Origin of the sequence: Mucilaginibacter sp. PAMB04274, from assembly GCF_039634385.2 — a bacterium.
Lineage (GTDB): Bacteria > Bacteroidota > Bacteroidia > Sphingobacteriales > Sphingobacteriaceae > Mucilaginibacter.
In genome coordinates this window covers 1,630,550-1,646,008 of sequence record NZ_CP155081.2, presented here as the reverse complement: position 1 = coordinate 1,646,008, position 15,459 = coordinate 1,630,550, and the positions used below count along the sequence as shown (strand labels likewise).

Genomic DNA, 15,459 nt, shown 5'->3' with positions numbered 1-15,459 from the left:
CCTTGTTTGTTTAAGCTATATTTTGTCCAAAAGTAAGCAGGTTATTATCCGGGTCGAGAATAGAAAACTCTGTTTGCATCCAGGGTTTGTGCTCCAGTTTGTTATAGTTAAGGTTTTTATCTTTTACAAAGTTGTACCAGCGTTCTATGTCATCCGTACGGATATAAACTTGCCCGTAGTTTTCTTTTGGGTCCAACGCGGCAAACTCAAAAAAGTGGATCTGAATATTGTCTTTCTGCACCATAAGGTAGCCTTCATAATCGCCGCCAAATTGCTCAAAGCCCAACCGCTTAAGGTAAAAATCTCTGGTGGCAGCTTTGTTGCGCATAGGTAACTTAGGGTTGATATGGGTAAGCATAGGGATTGTGATTTATATTAGTGTGTAGAGTAAAGGTACGATGTTAATTTAAATTCGCATATTGTATCAACAGCGCATCAATCAGGTTGATCAACAATTAAATCCCTTATTATGAAGATAGTAGGAAAAAAGTTTGAGGTAGATTTTGGGGCGAAAGCCGTACTCGACATTGAAAGCGAAACAAGCTTAACTTTTTATATCTCCGAAAAAGACGGCGTACAGGTAGACGAGTCTGAAACTGTGGAGATTGCCATTACGCAGATCAGGTCCAAAGTTTTTATGCTTACCTGGAAAGAAAAGAACGGCAATACTATAGTGCAACTGCAAGACCACAAAAAACAGGTTGTTTACATGAACTGGACCTGGCCCAACGGCAATTTTGTGCACGCTAAAGGGAGTATTAAACCAGTTAATTAACAAGTTTTACTTTAAGCATCCTTAGCCGATTCAGTTAAACGATTGCCTGAACTCCAAGGGCGACTGTGTAGTTTTTGTTTTGAACAGTTTACTGAAAGATTGAGGATGCTCAAAGCCCAGTTCATAAGCAATTTCACTCACAGATAAACCCGTTGTAGATAGCCTTTCCTTCGCTTTTTCAATTAGTTTTTCGTGGATATGATGCTGGGTACTCTGGCCGGTTAATACCCTTAAAGCCGAACCTAAATACCCTGGCGAAAGGTTTAATTTTTCGGCAACGTACGTTACCGAAGGCAATCCCTTTTTCAGTAAATCTCCGTTTTTAAAGTAATCGTTAAGCACGTCTTCAAGCCGGTTCAGTATCTGGTGGTTGGTTATCTTCCGGGTGATGAACTGACGTTGGTAAAATCTTTCGGCGTAAGTAAACATCAGTTCCAGTTGGGCAATAATAATTTCCTGGCTGAACTTATCAATGTTAGCGTGGTACTCCTGCTCAATATTCAATATAATACCTTCAATAGTGGCCTCCTCTTTCTCCGATAAAAACAATGCTTCGTTCACCGAATAATCAAAATACTCGTACTGCTTTATTTTCTGAGCTAAAGGCGTGTTCCACAAAAAGTCAGGATGGATATATAATATCCATCCCGAATGCTTGAGATCTTCATCGCCGCTTACTTCTATACCGAAAACCTGGCCGGGTGCCACAAAAGTGAATATACCACCATCAAAATCATATTCCTGCTGCCCATACTTCATCCGGCCGTTAAAGTTCCGTTTCAGGGCAATGCAGTAAAAGTCGAGCACCAAGCTCATGGGCTCATCGTTGCTTAATCGCTTCATTTGTTCCACATTCACCACACTAATGAGTGGATGCTGGGGCTTAGGCAACTCCCTGAAATGATGTATTTCGCTTATGGTTTTAATCCTGAACGGTGTGCTACTGGCCATAATACAAGGTAATTACTTTTGTTTATAAACTGCTGCAAATTCCTGAGCAAAATCGGCCACCTTTACTTTACCCATTACTGCTGGTCTGTTTTTGTAATAGTCTTCGGCTAAAAGGCCGCTGTGTAAACCGGCGTACATTTCAACTAAACCAGCTGCAATGCCGGGGTTCATACCTGCGGCCTTCAAACCATTCAGCATTTCCTCGTCAGTTATAATATGCCATTGCAAATCTGGCTTACCAATAGCTTCGCCAATAACACGGGCAGTATCATTGCAACTAAGCTCTTCGCTGGCTACGTACCTTATTTTAATGCCCGTAAGTGGCGTTTCCAATTCTTCGGCAACGGCAGCCGCTATATCTTTCGGCGATACCCAAGGCACAATGTCATCTCCGCCATAATTTGCAGCGATAAATCCGGCGTTTTTTATCATGTCTGCATAAGCGTATAAATTGTAATAGAATGATGTAGGGCGCATATGTGTAATAGCCACTTCGGGTGCTAACTCATCTAAAATAAGTTGCAAACCATGAGCACCAAGTAATATCCCCGAGCCCTTTTCCAGCTGGCCGCCAATGGTGCTGAGGTTTACCACGCGTTTTACGCCCGATTGCTTAACGGCAGTTGCGTAATTGTGCCCAAGCCTGGTATAATAAGCAATAAGATCCAAATTGGGGTCGAAGTAATTGTTGGGTGGCACCATAGTGTAAACAGCATCGGCCCCAGCAAAGGTATCAGTTAAAAACTGAACGTCTTCTAGGGAGCCAATAGCTGCGGTAGCACCAAGGCTTTCTATTTCTGCTTGTCTTTCTGCACTGCTGCTAATTACGGTAACTGCATGTCCTTTCTGTACCAACTCTTCGGCAAGCGGTTTACTAATGTGTCCTAATGAACCTGTTACAATGATTTTCATATTTGTTTGTTTTGATACCCCAAAGCTCGGCTGTATCAAAACGGCAAACGTAACCGATTCAACTGTTGTTGTAGCCAAAACAGCTATTGAATAGACAAGCGCGCAAAACAAAAACGGCGGGCTGTTACCCACCGTTTTTTTTAAAGAATTTATAGGAAGAAGGCAGTTTCTGACGCTTAATCAATTAGAATTAACCGATCAACTACTCCAGTAAACTAACTTTTCTTAAATTTATTAGCCAGCGCCTGTAGCATATCCTCATTTACGGGCTGAGCTGGTGTTTCATCTGGCCTTCGTTCCGGCTTTTGATATGGCTTTTGCTGAAAATTCGGCTTGTTGAAAGGCTTTTGAAACGGCTTCTTTTGGGTATTGCCATCAGCCTGTGCCGGTTTTTGCTGCGCCGGCTTGGGTTGCTGCGGACGAGGCGCCCGATGCTGGTTCCATCTATCGTGTATCTCTTTAACTTTTTGCTTGGTATACAGCGGAAAATCGCCCTGCATAATCCAGGCAAAGTAGCTGGGCTCTATATCAAACACGTCCTCAACCCGCTTGCCTTTATGCTTGCCGAAGTTAAACAGTTCTTCACCGGCATCATTGTAAACCATACGGCCTACAAAATCAACCGCGCGCTGCATGTTCGTAAATTCGTGCAAGGCAGCTATCTCATTTTGTACAGGTATTAGTTTGTTGCCCTTTTTGTCAATAAATTCGGTGTCTTTATATTTCTCAACCTGGGCCAGCAGCACTTCCATGGTGGCACGGGTATCTGCTTCGGCCGAGTGGGCGTTTACAATTTCCTTGTTGCAGTAAAACTGGTAAGCTGCCTTTAAAGTGCGCTGCTCCATCTGGTGAAAAATGTTCTGCACATCCACAAAGTGTCTTCCAGATAAATCGAAAGCAATACCAGCCCGTAAAAACTCCTCCATCAGCATGGGAATGTCAAACTTGTTTGAGTTGTAGCCTGCCAGGTCGGCGTCGCCTAAAAACTCAGCTATTTCGGTGCCTACCGCTTTAAATAAGGGAGCATCTTTCACATGCTCATCGTAAAAACCATGTATCAGCGAGGTTTCGAGCGGTATAGGCATTTCTGGGTTAATAACCCAGGTTTTGCTGGCCTCGCTCCCATCAGGTAATAATTTAATTATGGCTATTTCAATGATCCGGTCGGCGCCAACATTGGTACCTGTAGTTTCCAGATCAAAAAAAGCGAGCGGGCGTTTTAAGTTTAATTTCATCAACGGGCGTTTTCACAAAGGTCGTAAAACGTTTAAAAAGATTTGTTATAAGTTTTTATATTTATGCCATAGTATTTATTGCTTCAATCCTAAACTATTCCAATTTAAATGAGAAAACTTTTACTCCTGCTGGTAATCGCCGCCCTGGCCTGCAAACCCGCCTTTTCCGAAGACTTTCCCTACGGCAACTACAAGCTCGAAGACATGAGCATGAAGAGCTACGCTAAAGACCCAACTGCAAACGCCGTTGTATTGCAAGAGTTTGGCAAGAGCTGGATTAGTAGTAATGATGGTTTACCATTGATACACGAGTATCACGTTAAAATAAAAATATTTAACAGCAAGGCTTTCGATGAAGGCAATGTGACTATCCCTATTTATAAATACGATAATAACAGCTTTCAAAGAGTACGTGACATTGAGGGCATGACCTTTTATACCGACGAGCAGGGCATGGTGCAACGCAGCGTATTAGATAATAAAAAAGTCATCATCGAGAACCGTAATAAATACTGGGACCTGGTAAAGTTTGCCATGCCTAACTTACGTGAGGGATGCGTAATTGAATACAAGTATACCCTGGAGTCGCCCAACCCGCTAACTTTTCGCGACTGGGATTTTCAAAGCAGTATTCCTAAAATATATTCTGAATACGAAGCCCGTATACCGGCCTATTTTAATTTTAAAGCAACCTTAAGAGGGCCGTACAAGCTTACTAAAAATACGGGTGATATTGATCGTGATTGCTTTCAGGTACGCGGTAATAAGTGCGATTGTTCCAAACTCGTGTTCGTTATGGCCGATTTACCTGCCTTTATTAAAGAAGACCACATGACGGCTCCTAAAAATTTCATGTCGGCTATAAATTTTGAGTTGAGCGATTATATAAACCCGTACGACGGCACTAAGCAATCGAAAACACAAACCTGGGCCGATATTGACAGATACCTGAAACAGCAGGATGAATTTGGAAGCCAGCTCCGTAAAACCAGTTTATTCAAAGAAAAGCTCCCTGAAATGGTTGCTGGTAAGACCGATGATTTGGCTAAGGCCAAGGCCATATATGTGTATATTCAAAAACACATTAAGCATAATAACTATACCGGTATATGGTCATTAAACGGTATACGTAAAACGCTTGAAACCCGAAGCGGTAGTATTGGCGATATAAACCTGTCCCTTGTTGTAGCGCTCAATGCCGCCGGTATAAAAACAGAAGCAGTTTTGTTATCAACCCGCGAAAATGGTGTGGTTAATAAGCTCTACCCGGTTGTAAGCGATTTTAATTACGTTGTGGCAAAGGCCAACATAGGCGAAAACTCTTACCTGCTTGATGCTACCGACGCCCAACTGCCATTTGGTTTGCTGCCTATAGAGTGTATTAATGATCAGGGCCGCGTGATTAGTTTGGATAAACCGTCTTACTGGATTGACCTGAAAGCCTCGCAAAAACGCGGTCAGACTTATTTAATGGATCTAACGCTGCAGCCTACCGGCAAGCTTACCGGTAAGATAACTCAATATTCGCTGGGTTATGAAGCGCTGGAAAAACGAAAGGCAATTAAAAAATTTAACAGCCTGGACGAATATGTAGAGAACCTGGACGAGAAGATGCCAAAAATCAAGATTTTAAAATCAAACATAACCAATTTGGATAGTCTTGATTTGCCGCTTAGCGAGGTTTACGAAGTGGAAATGAATCTGTACAATGATTTGAACGCCAGCCGCCTTACTTTTAATCCCTTCATCTTTAACCGGTTTACAGAAAACCCTTTTAAACTGGCCGAACGTACCTATCCGGTTGACTGGGGCGCACCATTTGAAAGCCGGGTAGTGTTAACCATGCATTTACCTGCCGACTTTACACTGGAAACACCTCCGCAACAATTGAGCGTTGGCTTGCCTAACACTGGTGGTCAATTCATCACGGATTACAACAACGACAAAAATGTGCTGACGTTTTCTCACGTTATCAAGCTTAATCAATCCATATACTCGTCAGCAGAGTACCCTTACCTGAAGGAGCTTTTCAACAAGATTATACAAACAGAGAAGGCAGACATCGTATTCAAAAAGCAATAATGAAGCGTTTAAAATTAACCTTAGTGCTTGGCATTATAGCTTGCCAAAGCTACGCACAGGCCAGGTATGAAGTAGCTGCCATTGCTAAAGACCTGCTCCCCTATGCAAGTGCAGTGGTGCGTAACATGGATGTAATAACCGAGGTTAAAGATTTAACCAACACTACTTACCACTATAAAACGGCAGTTACGGTACTTAACAAAAATGGTGATAGCGACGCCAGCATAAGAATTTGGTATGACAAGAGCCGCCGGATAAAATACTTGAAAGGGACCGTTTATAATGAACTTGGCATGCCCGTAAACAAATTTTCGGATAAAAACTTTACAGATCAAAGCGCGGCAGATGGCTTTTCGATGTTCACTGATACTCGTTACAAATATTACCAGCCAGCCGTAACAGATTATCCTTACACTGTTGAATATGAATATGAGGTTAATGCAAAGCAATCATTAAACCTAAGTGAATGGCAACCCAATGCTGGCACAGGCACGGCGGTTGAACACAGTTCATTCCAGTTGGTCTGTAAGGCCGATTTTCCAATCCGTTACAAAGAAATTAATTACCAGGGTACGGCTAAAACAGCTACTAATGCCGCCGGGCTAAATACCTACAGTTGGGAAGTAAGCAATTTAAAAGCGCTACGCAATGAGCCTTACAGCCCCGATCCTGAACGTTACCAAACCATGGTAAAAATCGCTCCGGATCATTTTACTTATGAAGGCTTCGAAGGTTCGTTCAGCGATTGGAAAGGTTTAGGTGGCTGGGTATACAGTAAATTACTGGTTGGCCGAACCGTTTTACAGCCCGCAACTGTAGCGTTTATAAGGGGTTTAACCGACACCATTACCAGTCAAAAATTAAAAGCTAAAGCAATTTATGAGTACATGCAGCGCAAAAGCAGGTATGTAAGCATACAAGTGGGTATAGGCGGGCTGCGGCCTTTTACTGCGAGCGAGGTTGACCAGCTCAGCTATGGCGACTGTAAAGGCTTAGTGAATTACACACAAGCGTTGTTGAAAGCTGTTAATATTGATTCTTATTACTGCATAGTACAGGCGGGCAGTATGAAGAAAAGCCTGATGCCCGATTTTGCCAGTATAGAGCAGGGTAATCATATTATATTATGCCTTCCCTTTAAAAACGATACAACCTGGTTAGAGTGTACAAGCAAACACATGCCGTTTGGTTTTTTGGGTGATTTTACCGATGACCGCTGGGTTTTAGCCTGCACGCCAGATGGTGGAAAACTGATGCATACACCGGTGTATACCTCGGCAGATAGCCGGCAGAGCCGTAAAGCGATGCTTACCTTAAAGGAGGATGGTGAGCTTGCCGGTAATATGGTCACTACTTTTGAGGGTACTCAATATGACAATATTACGCTTACGCCCGGCGAAACTAGCGACGAGATTAAAGACGCCGTTAAGCGCTACAGCATAGAAAATCTGGAAATAGAAGACTTGAAATTAAGTCCGTTAAAAACGTTGCATCCGGTTAATAACGAAGAGATGAAATTTAAGGCGCGTGATTATGCTTCGGTATCGGGCGGGAAATTATTTTTTATGGCTAACCTGGCCAACCGCCGTACTTCGGTGCCCCGCGAAGTGCGCAACCGAACTACAGAAGTGTATATAAACCGCGGCTATACTGATGTGGATGAGATTACTTACCAAATACCCGCAGGCTATAAGTTAGACAACAACCCGCTTTTAGTTACTATTAACAAGCCCTTTGGCAGGTACACGGCCAGCGCTTTTCTGAACAAGGATAACCAGGTAGTTTATAAGCGCACACTGGAAATTATCGACGGCACTTATCCTAAAGATAAATACGAGGAACTGGTTGACTTTTACCAGCACGTAGCCGATGCCGACAACCACAAAATTGCCCTGGTAAAGGCTAACTAAACAGCATAATGCCTACAATAATACCAATAATCATAATTACGTAAAGCAATATCTCATTACCGGCAAACTGCTTATATTTAGTCCAAAAGGAGTAGTCTTCTTTTTGCTTTGACATATACAGCACAAAGATATAAAATCAAAAACATTAACACTCAACGTCATGAACGCCGCCGAGCAACAGGAGATTAAGAAGGAGTTTTTGCTGGAAAGGATAATCCTGTTTAGCGATGCCGTGTTTGCCATCATTATTACCATTATGGTAATAGAGATTAAAATGCCCGAGCATTTAACCACTTTGGCCGAGGGTTTAAAGGGCATTAAAAACACAGATAGCGAAAAGGTTCACCAATTTAACCATGAGGTAAAGCACGCTTTTAAGGAATTAGTACCGCGGTTGTTGGGTTATGCTTTAAGTTTCTTTCTGGTAGCTAATTTTTGGATGCGGCACATCAAGATATGCAGTTATCTTAAAGATTATAACAGAACGTTCCTGGTGTATAACCTGCTCTTTCTTTTCACTATCTCGCTGTTCCCTTTCGGCATCTCATTTTTTGCAGGAACGGCAGGCTTTAATACCCTACTGTATACTTACTCTGTTAACATTTATATAAGTGTTGTGCTGGCCAATCTTTTAACCCAAGCACTATTGGTAGGTTTTATTGTAAGAAACAAAGCGGAACTCTGCATTGCTAACCCCAATATTGAAACAACCCTGCAATGGAAGGTGCAACGGCTTTATTATTTTATGATACCTGTTTTAGGTATAGCTGTATTGCTTTTTAATTACTTCAATTTAAATTTCTTTTTTTCGCTTTACACAATTCCGGTTGCTGCCATTATAACAGGCATTGCCCGTCGTAAGTATTACCCCAAAAAATAAAGGCATAAAAAAAGCTCCGCAAAAGATGCGGAGCTTTTTTTATGCCTGATTATATTAAGCGCTTTTTTTCCATTTAATAGTGCAGCCTATAGCTTTGGTAGCAGTAGTCTCAATCTTTTTACCGGCTATTAAGGCGTTTACAGCAGTTTCAACGTATTTAACCTTATCGGTTTTGGTGTTTTCGGTATCGTTATCTATAGCGCCTATATATTGCACCACGTTACCGGCTGCAGTTTTTTGAAGTACATACACATGCGGCGTAGCTTTAGCACCGTAGGCACGGGTAATATCCTGTGTTTCGTCAATTAAGTAAGGGAAGGTATATCCTTTTTGCGCAGCCAGTTTTTGCATGTTCTCATAAGAGTCTGCCGGCTCGGCAATCGGATCGTTAGGGCTAATGGCAATAACCGGGTAGCCCTTGCCGGCGTATTGCTTATCAAGCGCCATTATACGGCTTTCGTAAGCCTTGGCAAAAGGGCAATGGTTGCAGGTAAACACCACAATGTAACCTTTGGCCGCTTTATAGTTGGCCAGCGACACCGTTTTACCATCCACATTTTTCAATTTAAAATCGGTGGCCACGTCGCCCACTTTGTAACCGGTGTCGGCAGGTTTAAAAGCCAGACCCGCCATGGCAATCAGCGTTAGTGCAATTAACTTTTTCATGGTATACTATTTATTGGTTTGATAGAGTTTATTCAGTTCGTCATAAGTAAATTCCTGCTCCTGAAATTTACGGATGCCTTTTTTACCATTTACGATAAGAGTGCCCGGTAAAGCCCCGCTCCACTCCTTGTCAATTCCATCAATCATCTCCTGGTCGCTTTTACGGGTGGCCAAAAATACTTCAGATGCAAGCTTATGTGTACGGGCAAAAGTTTTAACGGCCTGCAGCTTCGATTCGAAATCCATGCTAACCAGTAATACTTTTAACGGCTTACTTTTATAAGTAGCCTGCAACTTCTCAAAGTACGGCAACTCAGCTACACAAGGCGCACACCAGGTAGCCCAAAAGTTTACCACATAAACGGTATCGGGATTACTTATGCGCTTTTGCAGTTGCTGCAGGTTGATTGTTTTTACCTGCGCAAAAGTTGCCGCGCTGCACAAAACCATACCTATGCAAAGTAAAACACGCTTCTTCATAAAGTATACAACGTTAGCCTGTAACTAAAGTTATTCATTCTGAGCAATATTGGTTGTATTGGAAACCGACCCGCCGCGCGAAAAGTATTTGTACATAGATGGATCTCGCAGTTTGACGATCATTACACCACGGCGTGTGCTGGCATGTACCAGGTAGCCGTTTTGGAGGTAAACCCCAACGTGACTAAATTTTTTACCATCAAAATCAAAGAACACCAGATCGCCCTCCTGTAGTTCTTCTTCGTACTTACGTTTAATGGCATTAATTTGCTTACCCGTATTACGCGGAATGGTGATACCATAAACCTGCTGTTGCAGCAACAAGGTTAGTCCCGAGCAATCAACGCCATCATGGTCCATGCCACCAAATTTGTAAGGTGTACCATACCATTGTTCTATAAAGTTATACAACCGGCCGTTGGCAATGTCATTTTCGCTTACCCCCATTATACCAGCATATTTTTCGGCTATAAATGCCTGCGGCTTTACAACATCGCCGGGCGAGCCTTTCAGCACCGCCTTTTTGGATTTACAGGAGGACAGCACAGCACATATTATAACCAGCAGCATAACTAACCGGGGGGAACGACTAAATATCATAAATTAAAGGTAAAGAATATAGAAACAAGAGGCAAGTACCAGGAACCTTAAACGACGTATAGGTCTTTTAAGTTTAATAGTTTAAAAAGATATTTCGCATACGCTCGATATGACGATCTCAATTGCTTTTAGAATGATTACAACGAATTTATTTGGTACCTGTATCTGTCAATTTTTTCAAAAACGCTACAATATCTTTTTGGTCCTGCGGTGTTAAATGCAGTTCATCAAACGGCAGGGTAAGGTTAGGCAGGTTGGCGCCGGCACTTAGGCCGCCACCCTTGTTGTAAAAATCAACCACGTCTTCAAGCGTTTTAAATACGCCGTTGTGCATGTAAGGCGCTGTTAAGGCAATGTTACGTACTGTAGGTGTACGAAAGGCATACTTGTACAAGTTAATTTTACGAAGTTCATACTTACCTTTATCGTCATCAATACCCAGCTTTCCAGCTATTGCAGGCACACCAATTACCTCTGTCTCTATGGTCCTGTAGTCGGGCGGTACGGTGCCGTTAAACAGCGGCATAAAGTGACAGGTTGCACATTTAGCTTTGCCCATGTATAAATTAAACCCGTTTACCTCGGCGGCATTTAGTTGCGTACGGTCGCCCCGCATGTATTTATCAAAAGGTGAGTTTAAACTTTCGAGCGAGCGTATATAGCTGCCTAAAGCATTACGCAGGTTATAATCGGTAACCGGCTCCTTTACCTTCGGAAAAGCCCTTTTAAACAAGCCGTTGTATGCCGGGTTTGCACCGAGGCGTTTAAGCGCCGCCGGCAACGAGCCATGCATTTCGTCCTTATTATTTATTACATCCGTTGCCTGATCTTCTAGGTAAGCTACGCGGTTATCATAAAACAATGCGGGTTGTAACCCGGCATTAAGCAGTGTTGGTGTGTTGCGGCGAATGCGCGTCTTACCATCGATGGATTCGCTTTTAACTAAGCCATCGGTAAAAGCCTTTGGCGGTTCGTGGCAACTGGCGCATGAGCGCTTGCCCGTGCCTGATAGAATGGGATCATAAAACAGGCGTTTACCCAGCTCCACTTTGGCGGGGCTGCTGTGGGCATCATAGCTTGCCGTATAATAGTCGGGGTCAAAAGCATGCTCATCAAACACGGTTTTGGCATTTGCTTTAAGCGCCCTCATTTCCAAAAACTTATCAATGCCAAGCAGATGCGATGCTTTGGCCAGGTTTACAGAAAGCGGGTTAGCATATTGCATAATAAACGCCATACGGTTGAAACTATTAAAGCCGGTATGCTGGCTTAAGTACCGCCTGCTCTTGCCGATAGTTTGTTGCAGCTGTTGGTATAGGTTTTCGTCTTTACTTGTAATATCATCTTCATAAATAGCCAGTACATCATGCAAAGTGCTTAAAACCGCCGATGCCTCGGCCATTGAGTTTTGTGCAATTGGCGCGTCAAAACCGGTAATGCCTTGCGTAATGATGCGGAAGACCTCCAGTCGCATGGCATCAAATATCTGTGCATCGGCCAGTTCCTGCGTTTGAGTGAGTTGTTTCAGCCGTTTAAAGCTCGGTATCATCATATCGAGTTGCTTCAGCAATTCAGCTTTATTATTTCCATCAATCACCGGGAACAAATAGGGCTCAATTACCTGAAAGCCCTCTGGAAGGTCTATACGGTGCTGGTCATTGTCGTCCATTACGGGTATAGGAGCGCCGTTCAGTGCCTTGGCGGTAACAGGTGTATAATATTCGGTTAAAAATTCGGTACGCTTGTAGGCCAAACGCGCGTTTTTAAAAGCCTGTTGTAAGACCAAGGTTTGCGCTCCGGTTTTTACCAATAATCTTAATTGCCTAAGGGCTGAGTCGGCGTGCTCTACCTGCAACAATTGGAAAGCTTGGACCTGCTGGGCATGTGTTTGTTGATTACGCTGCCTGCAGGCCAGCCATAATATGGTAGACAGCAGAAAAATTACAATCAATAATTTTTTCATTCCGGATAGTTAAAACAGAAAATCCCCCGGACGAGCGCCCGGAGGATAAGGATATTGATTTTAAGAACGTTAACGGGGTAAGCCTTTTAATACCACAACCTGGCTGGCCTGGCTTTCACTTGGTCGTTTTGTGCCACCGTCAGGGCTTTTAAATGCGTTACCGGTCCAGGTGTGTGGCTGTATCGATAAAGTAAACGTATCCGGTATACCCACAACGTCAGATATATCAACCAGTGCACCGTATTCCCAGTTGCCCTTTGCAGCAGTAGCGCCAAATTTAGGGTCATTACGGCGGTGGTCTAACTCTAATACTACTTTTAGCTCTTTGGTAGCAATATTGTATTGATAAATATAAGCATCATGTGTTTCGGCACCGTAAGTGTTCGAATCTTCCTGAATGTATACGTAGTTGTTGGTTACACAGATATTATCCGGGTTTTGGAAATCTTTAGCAGGACCATTATCATTATCACCATCCAGGATACACTCCATTTTACCTTTAGTCGGATCATTAACATCCATTACCAACTTGTACGTGCGGCCAAAAACAGTTCTGGACTTATCAGCATTAGCAACGGTAGCAGCTTGCCCGGTTACGTTGAAGTATATTTCGCGACTATTAGCACCACCTCCTTTGCGGTAGTCAACATCCTCAACACGGCCAAATTTGATGGCTTTGAGCGGATCAACCATCGCCTGGATCTGCGCACCTGTAAGCGTTTTATGATTCTCTATCTTCACAAATTCTACATCGTAGCTGGTACCAACGGCTATATCAGTTTCTTTTTGATTGTTATCAGTACGTTTGAGCATATACTGTGAGCCATTGTTAAGATCGCCTACAGTATTAGATACATAAAGTACTAACTGGCCACCTGATGTGTCATCAGCATCCTCGCCTATGAGTACAACGGTTTTACCTGTATACGCATCTTTAGGCAACGGAACAGCGTTTTCAGCGCTCCAGTGACTAAAGCCCTGTGTTACCGTATTGCTTTGCAAGCCTGCTGTAAACGGATTTAAGCTATGTGTTTGTGCTTCAACCGCGCTTTCGCCGGCACTTAAGTATAACGGGCCAAAGCCGTGTACGGCCGGGGTAACCATGGTGCCGGAGCACAGGCGCCATTGCCCACCATCAGAGTTAAGTGCATATTCACCCTTTACAGGTTTAAAATTATTATCTAAGGTAATGCGCGACACGGAGTAATTGTCCTCGTTGTTCACCATCATTATATAACCGCTTCCGTCAGGATTTTTAACCACACCTGCACCATCTGCCGAACCACCAAAAATGTAATTAGGAGATTGCTCAAACTTGTCTTCAGAACTAAAAAGCGAGAAAACCTCAATACTTTCAAAGCCTGCTTTCTTTAAGAGCAGTGCCGGGGTGGCCGAGTAATTTTTTAGCATTACCGGGTTTGTGGTTTCTTCGCCGCCATCATCATCCTTACCACAACCGGCAACAAATGCAGCCACCGCTATAGCCGATGCTGTAAATGCCAGACCTAATTTTTTTGCGTACAAATTTTTCATGAGTAATTATTTGCAGCAAACTTAACCTGCCACTGTAACGTTAAGATAAGCGCGGGTTTAACGTATTGTTAAGCGCAAAACATGGAATCATTCTAAACAGCATTCGGCTACCATACATCCAGGCATCACACAGCAAAAGGGCCTGCAGTAAATCTTCTAAAAGATTTGCTGCAGGCCCTTTATGAATTAAAGCCTTATAATGCCTAACTACTACTTAGCCGAAAATTTATAAATAGTGGTAGTTTTATAAGTTTGCCCTGGCTTTAACTCTGTTGACGGGAACGAAGGTTTATTAGGTGAGTCTGGAAAATGTTGTGTTTCTAATGCAAACGCAGTGCGGTTATCATCCTTCACATCATTTTTAAATTTGAACTCGCCCTTCATAAAATTACCGCTATAAAACTGGATGCCCGGCTCCTCAGTAAACACCTCCATTACAATGCCGGTATTATCGCCTTGTACAGTGGCAATCGGCGTTTTAAGATCATGCTTGTTCAATACAAAGTTATGATCATAGCCCTGGCCGTTTTTCAATTGTTCATCGCCTTCATTAATACGGGCGCCTATCGTAGTCGCTTTTCTAAAATCGAATGGTGTACCATCAACCGGGGCAATTTTACCGGTTGGTATCAGGGTGCTGTCAACCGGGGTATAAGCATCGGCTGCCAATTGTAAGCTGTGCTTTAAAATAGATCCGCTGCCATTACCATTTAAGTTATAATAAGCATGGTTGGTTAAATTAACCACCGTAGGCTTATCTGTAGTAGCATTATAGGAAATCTCTAAAGCGTTATCATCTGTTAGCTTATAGGTAACCGTGGTTTTCAGGTTGCCCGGAAAGCCTTGCTCGCCATCGGCCGATAGGTATGAAAGCTCTAAGGTATGATCATCAACCTGCTTAGCATCCCAAACTTTTACGTCGAAACCTTCTTTACCTCCATGTAAGGTATTAGGACCGTTGTTAGCAGGTAGCTTGTATTCTTTACCTTCTAAAGTGAATTTAGCATTGCCTATGCGGTTGCCGTAACGGCCAATCAACGCGCCGTAGTAATTACCTTTAGCATCCTCAAAACCGTCTACACTGCCTGCACCCGCTACTACGTCTACCATTTTACCGCTTTTATCGGGCACCAGCATACTAACCAAACGACCGCCGTAATTGGTAATGGCTGCCTGCACGCCCTTGCTGTTTTTTAATACGTAAAGTTTGGTTTGCTTACCGTCGATAGTTTTCTCGAAGCCTGAAGCCGCCGGCAGTTGCCCAGTGTTGGTGGTACTGTCTGTCATATTAGTAGATTGTTTGTTAGATGATTGGTTGCAGGCTGCTACCGATAGTAAACCGGCTGCCAGCATAGCTGCATAAAAACTTTTACTTTTTAAGTTTATCATAACAGGTTAATTGGGTTTTAGAATCGTTTTACCTCATTACAAGCGTCTGTTCCTCTCCGTTAACTGCTGTAATCAGGCCGCCT

At 43.0% G+C, this 15,459-nt stretch carries 15 protein-coding genes; 4 read left to right on the top strand and 11 right to left on the bottom strand.

Annotation, left to right across the window (positions count from 1 at the left end; genetic code table 11):
* Positions 1 to 10 precede the first annotated feature (10 nt).
* Positions 11 to 358, bottom strand: coding sequence for a VOC family protein (locus ABDD95_RS06910; protein WP_345951176.1), 348 nt, complete (start codon positions 356 to 358; stop codon positions 11 to 13).
* 111 nt (positions 359 to 469) lie between these two features.
* Between ABDD95_RS06910 and ABDD95_RS06905 the strand changes: the two genes are divergently transcribed.
* Positions 470 to 775: a hypothetical protein gene (locus ABDD95_RS06905; RefSeq protein ID WP_345951175.1), complete on the top strand. Its 306-nt coding sequence runs from the start codon at positions 470 to 472 to the stop codon at positions 773 to 775.
* Positions 776 to 805: 30 nt separating this feature from the next.
* Here the strand turns inward: ABDD95_RS06905 and ABDD95_RS06900 are convergent, their stop codons facing one another.
* The 3 genes from ABDD95_RS06900 to ABDD95_RS06890 form a co-directional block, all read right to left on the bottom strand.
* A complete protein-coding gene (locus ABDD95_RS06900; protein WP_345951174.1) occupies positions 806 to 1,726 on the bottom strand; it encodes a helix-turn-helix transcriptional regulator in 921 nt (306 codons plus the stop codon).
* Positions 1,727 to 1,738: 12 nt separating this feature from the next.
* Positions 1,739 to 2,638 carry an NAD(P)H-binding protein gene (locus ABDD95_RS06895; protein ID WP_345951173.1) on the bottom strand — a complete coding sequence of 300 codons (900 nt, stop codon included), beginning with the start codon at positions 2,636 to 2,638 and terminating at the stop codon, positions 1,739 to 1,741.
* A gap of 215 nt (positions 2,639 to 2,853) precedes the next feature.
* A complete protein-coding gene (locus tag ABDD95_RS06890; protein ID WP_345951172.1) occupies positions 2,854 to 3,873 on the bottom strand; it encodes an exonuclease domain-containing protein in 1,020 nt (339 codons plus the stop codon).
* Positions 3,874 to 3,981: 108 nt separating this feature from the next.
* On the opposite strand from ABDD95_RS06890, the gene ABDD95_RS06885 reads away from it, so the two are divergent.
* Together ABDD95_RS06885 and ABDD95_RS06880 are read left to right on the top strand one after the other, a co-directional pair.
* On the top strand, positions 3,982 to 5,955 hold the full coding sequence (locus ABDD95_RS06885; protein ID WP_345951171.1) for a DUF3857 domain-containing protein: 1,974 nt from the start codon (positions 3,982 to 3,984) through the stop codon (positions 5,953 to 5,955).
* Positions 5,955 to 7,865, top strand: coding sequence for a DUF3857 domain-containing transglutaminase family protein (locus ABDD95_RS06880; protein ID WP_345951170.1), 1,911 nt, complete (start codon positions 5,955 to 5,957; stop codon positions 7,863 to 7,865). Before ABDD95_RS06885 ends, ABDD95_RS06880 begins: the two co-directional genes overlap by 1 nt.
* Here ABDD95_RS06880 and ABDD95_RS06875 read toward each other — a convergent pair.
* Positions 7,858 to 7,980 (bottom strand): hypothetical protein, encoded by a 123-nt coding sequence (locus tag ABDD95_RS06875; RefSeq protein ID WP_345951169.1) that lies wholly within the window; start codon positions 7,978 to 7,980, stop codon positions 7,858 to 7,860. The genes ABDD95_RS06880 and ABDD95_RS06875 overlap by 8 nt on opposite strands.
* 45 nt (positions 7,981 to 8,025) lie before the next feature.
* Between ABDD95_RS06875 and ABDD95_RS06870 the strand changes: the two genes are divergently transcribed.
* Positions 8,026 to 8,745 carry a TMEM175 family protein gene (locus ABDD95_RS06870; RefSeq protein WP_345951168.1) on the top strand — a complete coding sequence of 240 codons (720 nt, stop codon included), beginning with the start codon at positions 8,026 to 8,028 and terminating at the stop codon, positions 8,743 to 8,745.
* A 54-nt stretch (positions 8,746 to 8,799) separates the two neighbouring features.
* On the opposite strand, the gene ABDD95_RS06865 is transcribed toward ABDD95_RS06870, so the two are convergent.
* From ABDD95_RS06865 to ABDD95_RS06840, 6 genes are all read right to left on the bottom strand, one after another.
* Positions 8,800 to 9,411: a thioredoxin family protein gene (locus ABDD95_RS06865; RefSeq protein WP_345951167.1), complete on the bottom strand. Its 612-nt coding sequence runs from the start codon at positions 9,409 to 9,411 to the stop codon at positions 8,800 to 8,802.
* Positions 9,412 to 9,417: 6 nt separating this feature from the next.
* The gene (locus tag ABDD95_RS06860; protein ID WP_345951166.1) at positions 9,418 to 9,891 is read right to left on the bottom strand and encodes a TlpA disulfide reductase family protein; all 474 of its coding nucleotides are present in this window, start codon (positions 9,889 to 9,891) and stop codon (positions 9,418 to 9,420) included.
* Between the two features lie 30 nt (positions 9,892 to 9,921).
* Positions 9,922 to 10,491, bottom strand: a complete 570-nt coding sequence (locus ABDD95_RS06855; RefSeq protein WP_345951165.1) for a C40 family peptidase — start codon at positions 10,489 to 10,491, stop codon at positions 9,922 to 9,924.
* A gap of 148 nt (positions 10,492 to 10,639) precedes the next feature.
* Positions 10,640 to 12,454: a cytochrome c peroxidase gene (locus ABDD95_RS06850; protein ID WP_345951164.1), complete on the bottom strand. Its 1,815-nt coding sequence runs from the start codon at positions 12,452 to 12,454 to the stop codon at positions 10,640 to 10,642.
* 69 nt (positions 12,455 to 12,523) lie between these two features.
* Positions 12,524 to 13,987 (bottom strand): hypothetical protein, encoded by a 1,464-nt coding sequence (locus ABDD95_RS06845; protein ID WP_345951163.1) that lies wholly within the window; start codon positions 13,985 to 13,987, stop codon positions 12,524 to 12,526.
* Positions 13,988 to 14,197: 210 nt separating this feature from the next.
* Positions 14,198 to 15,376, bottom strand: coding sequence for an aldose epimerase family protein (locus tag ABDD95_RS06840; protein ID WP_345951162.1), 1,179 nt, complete (start codon positions 15,374 to 15,376; stop codon positions 14,198 to 14,200).
* Positions 15,377 to 15,459: the final 83 nt, after the last annotated feature.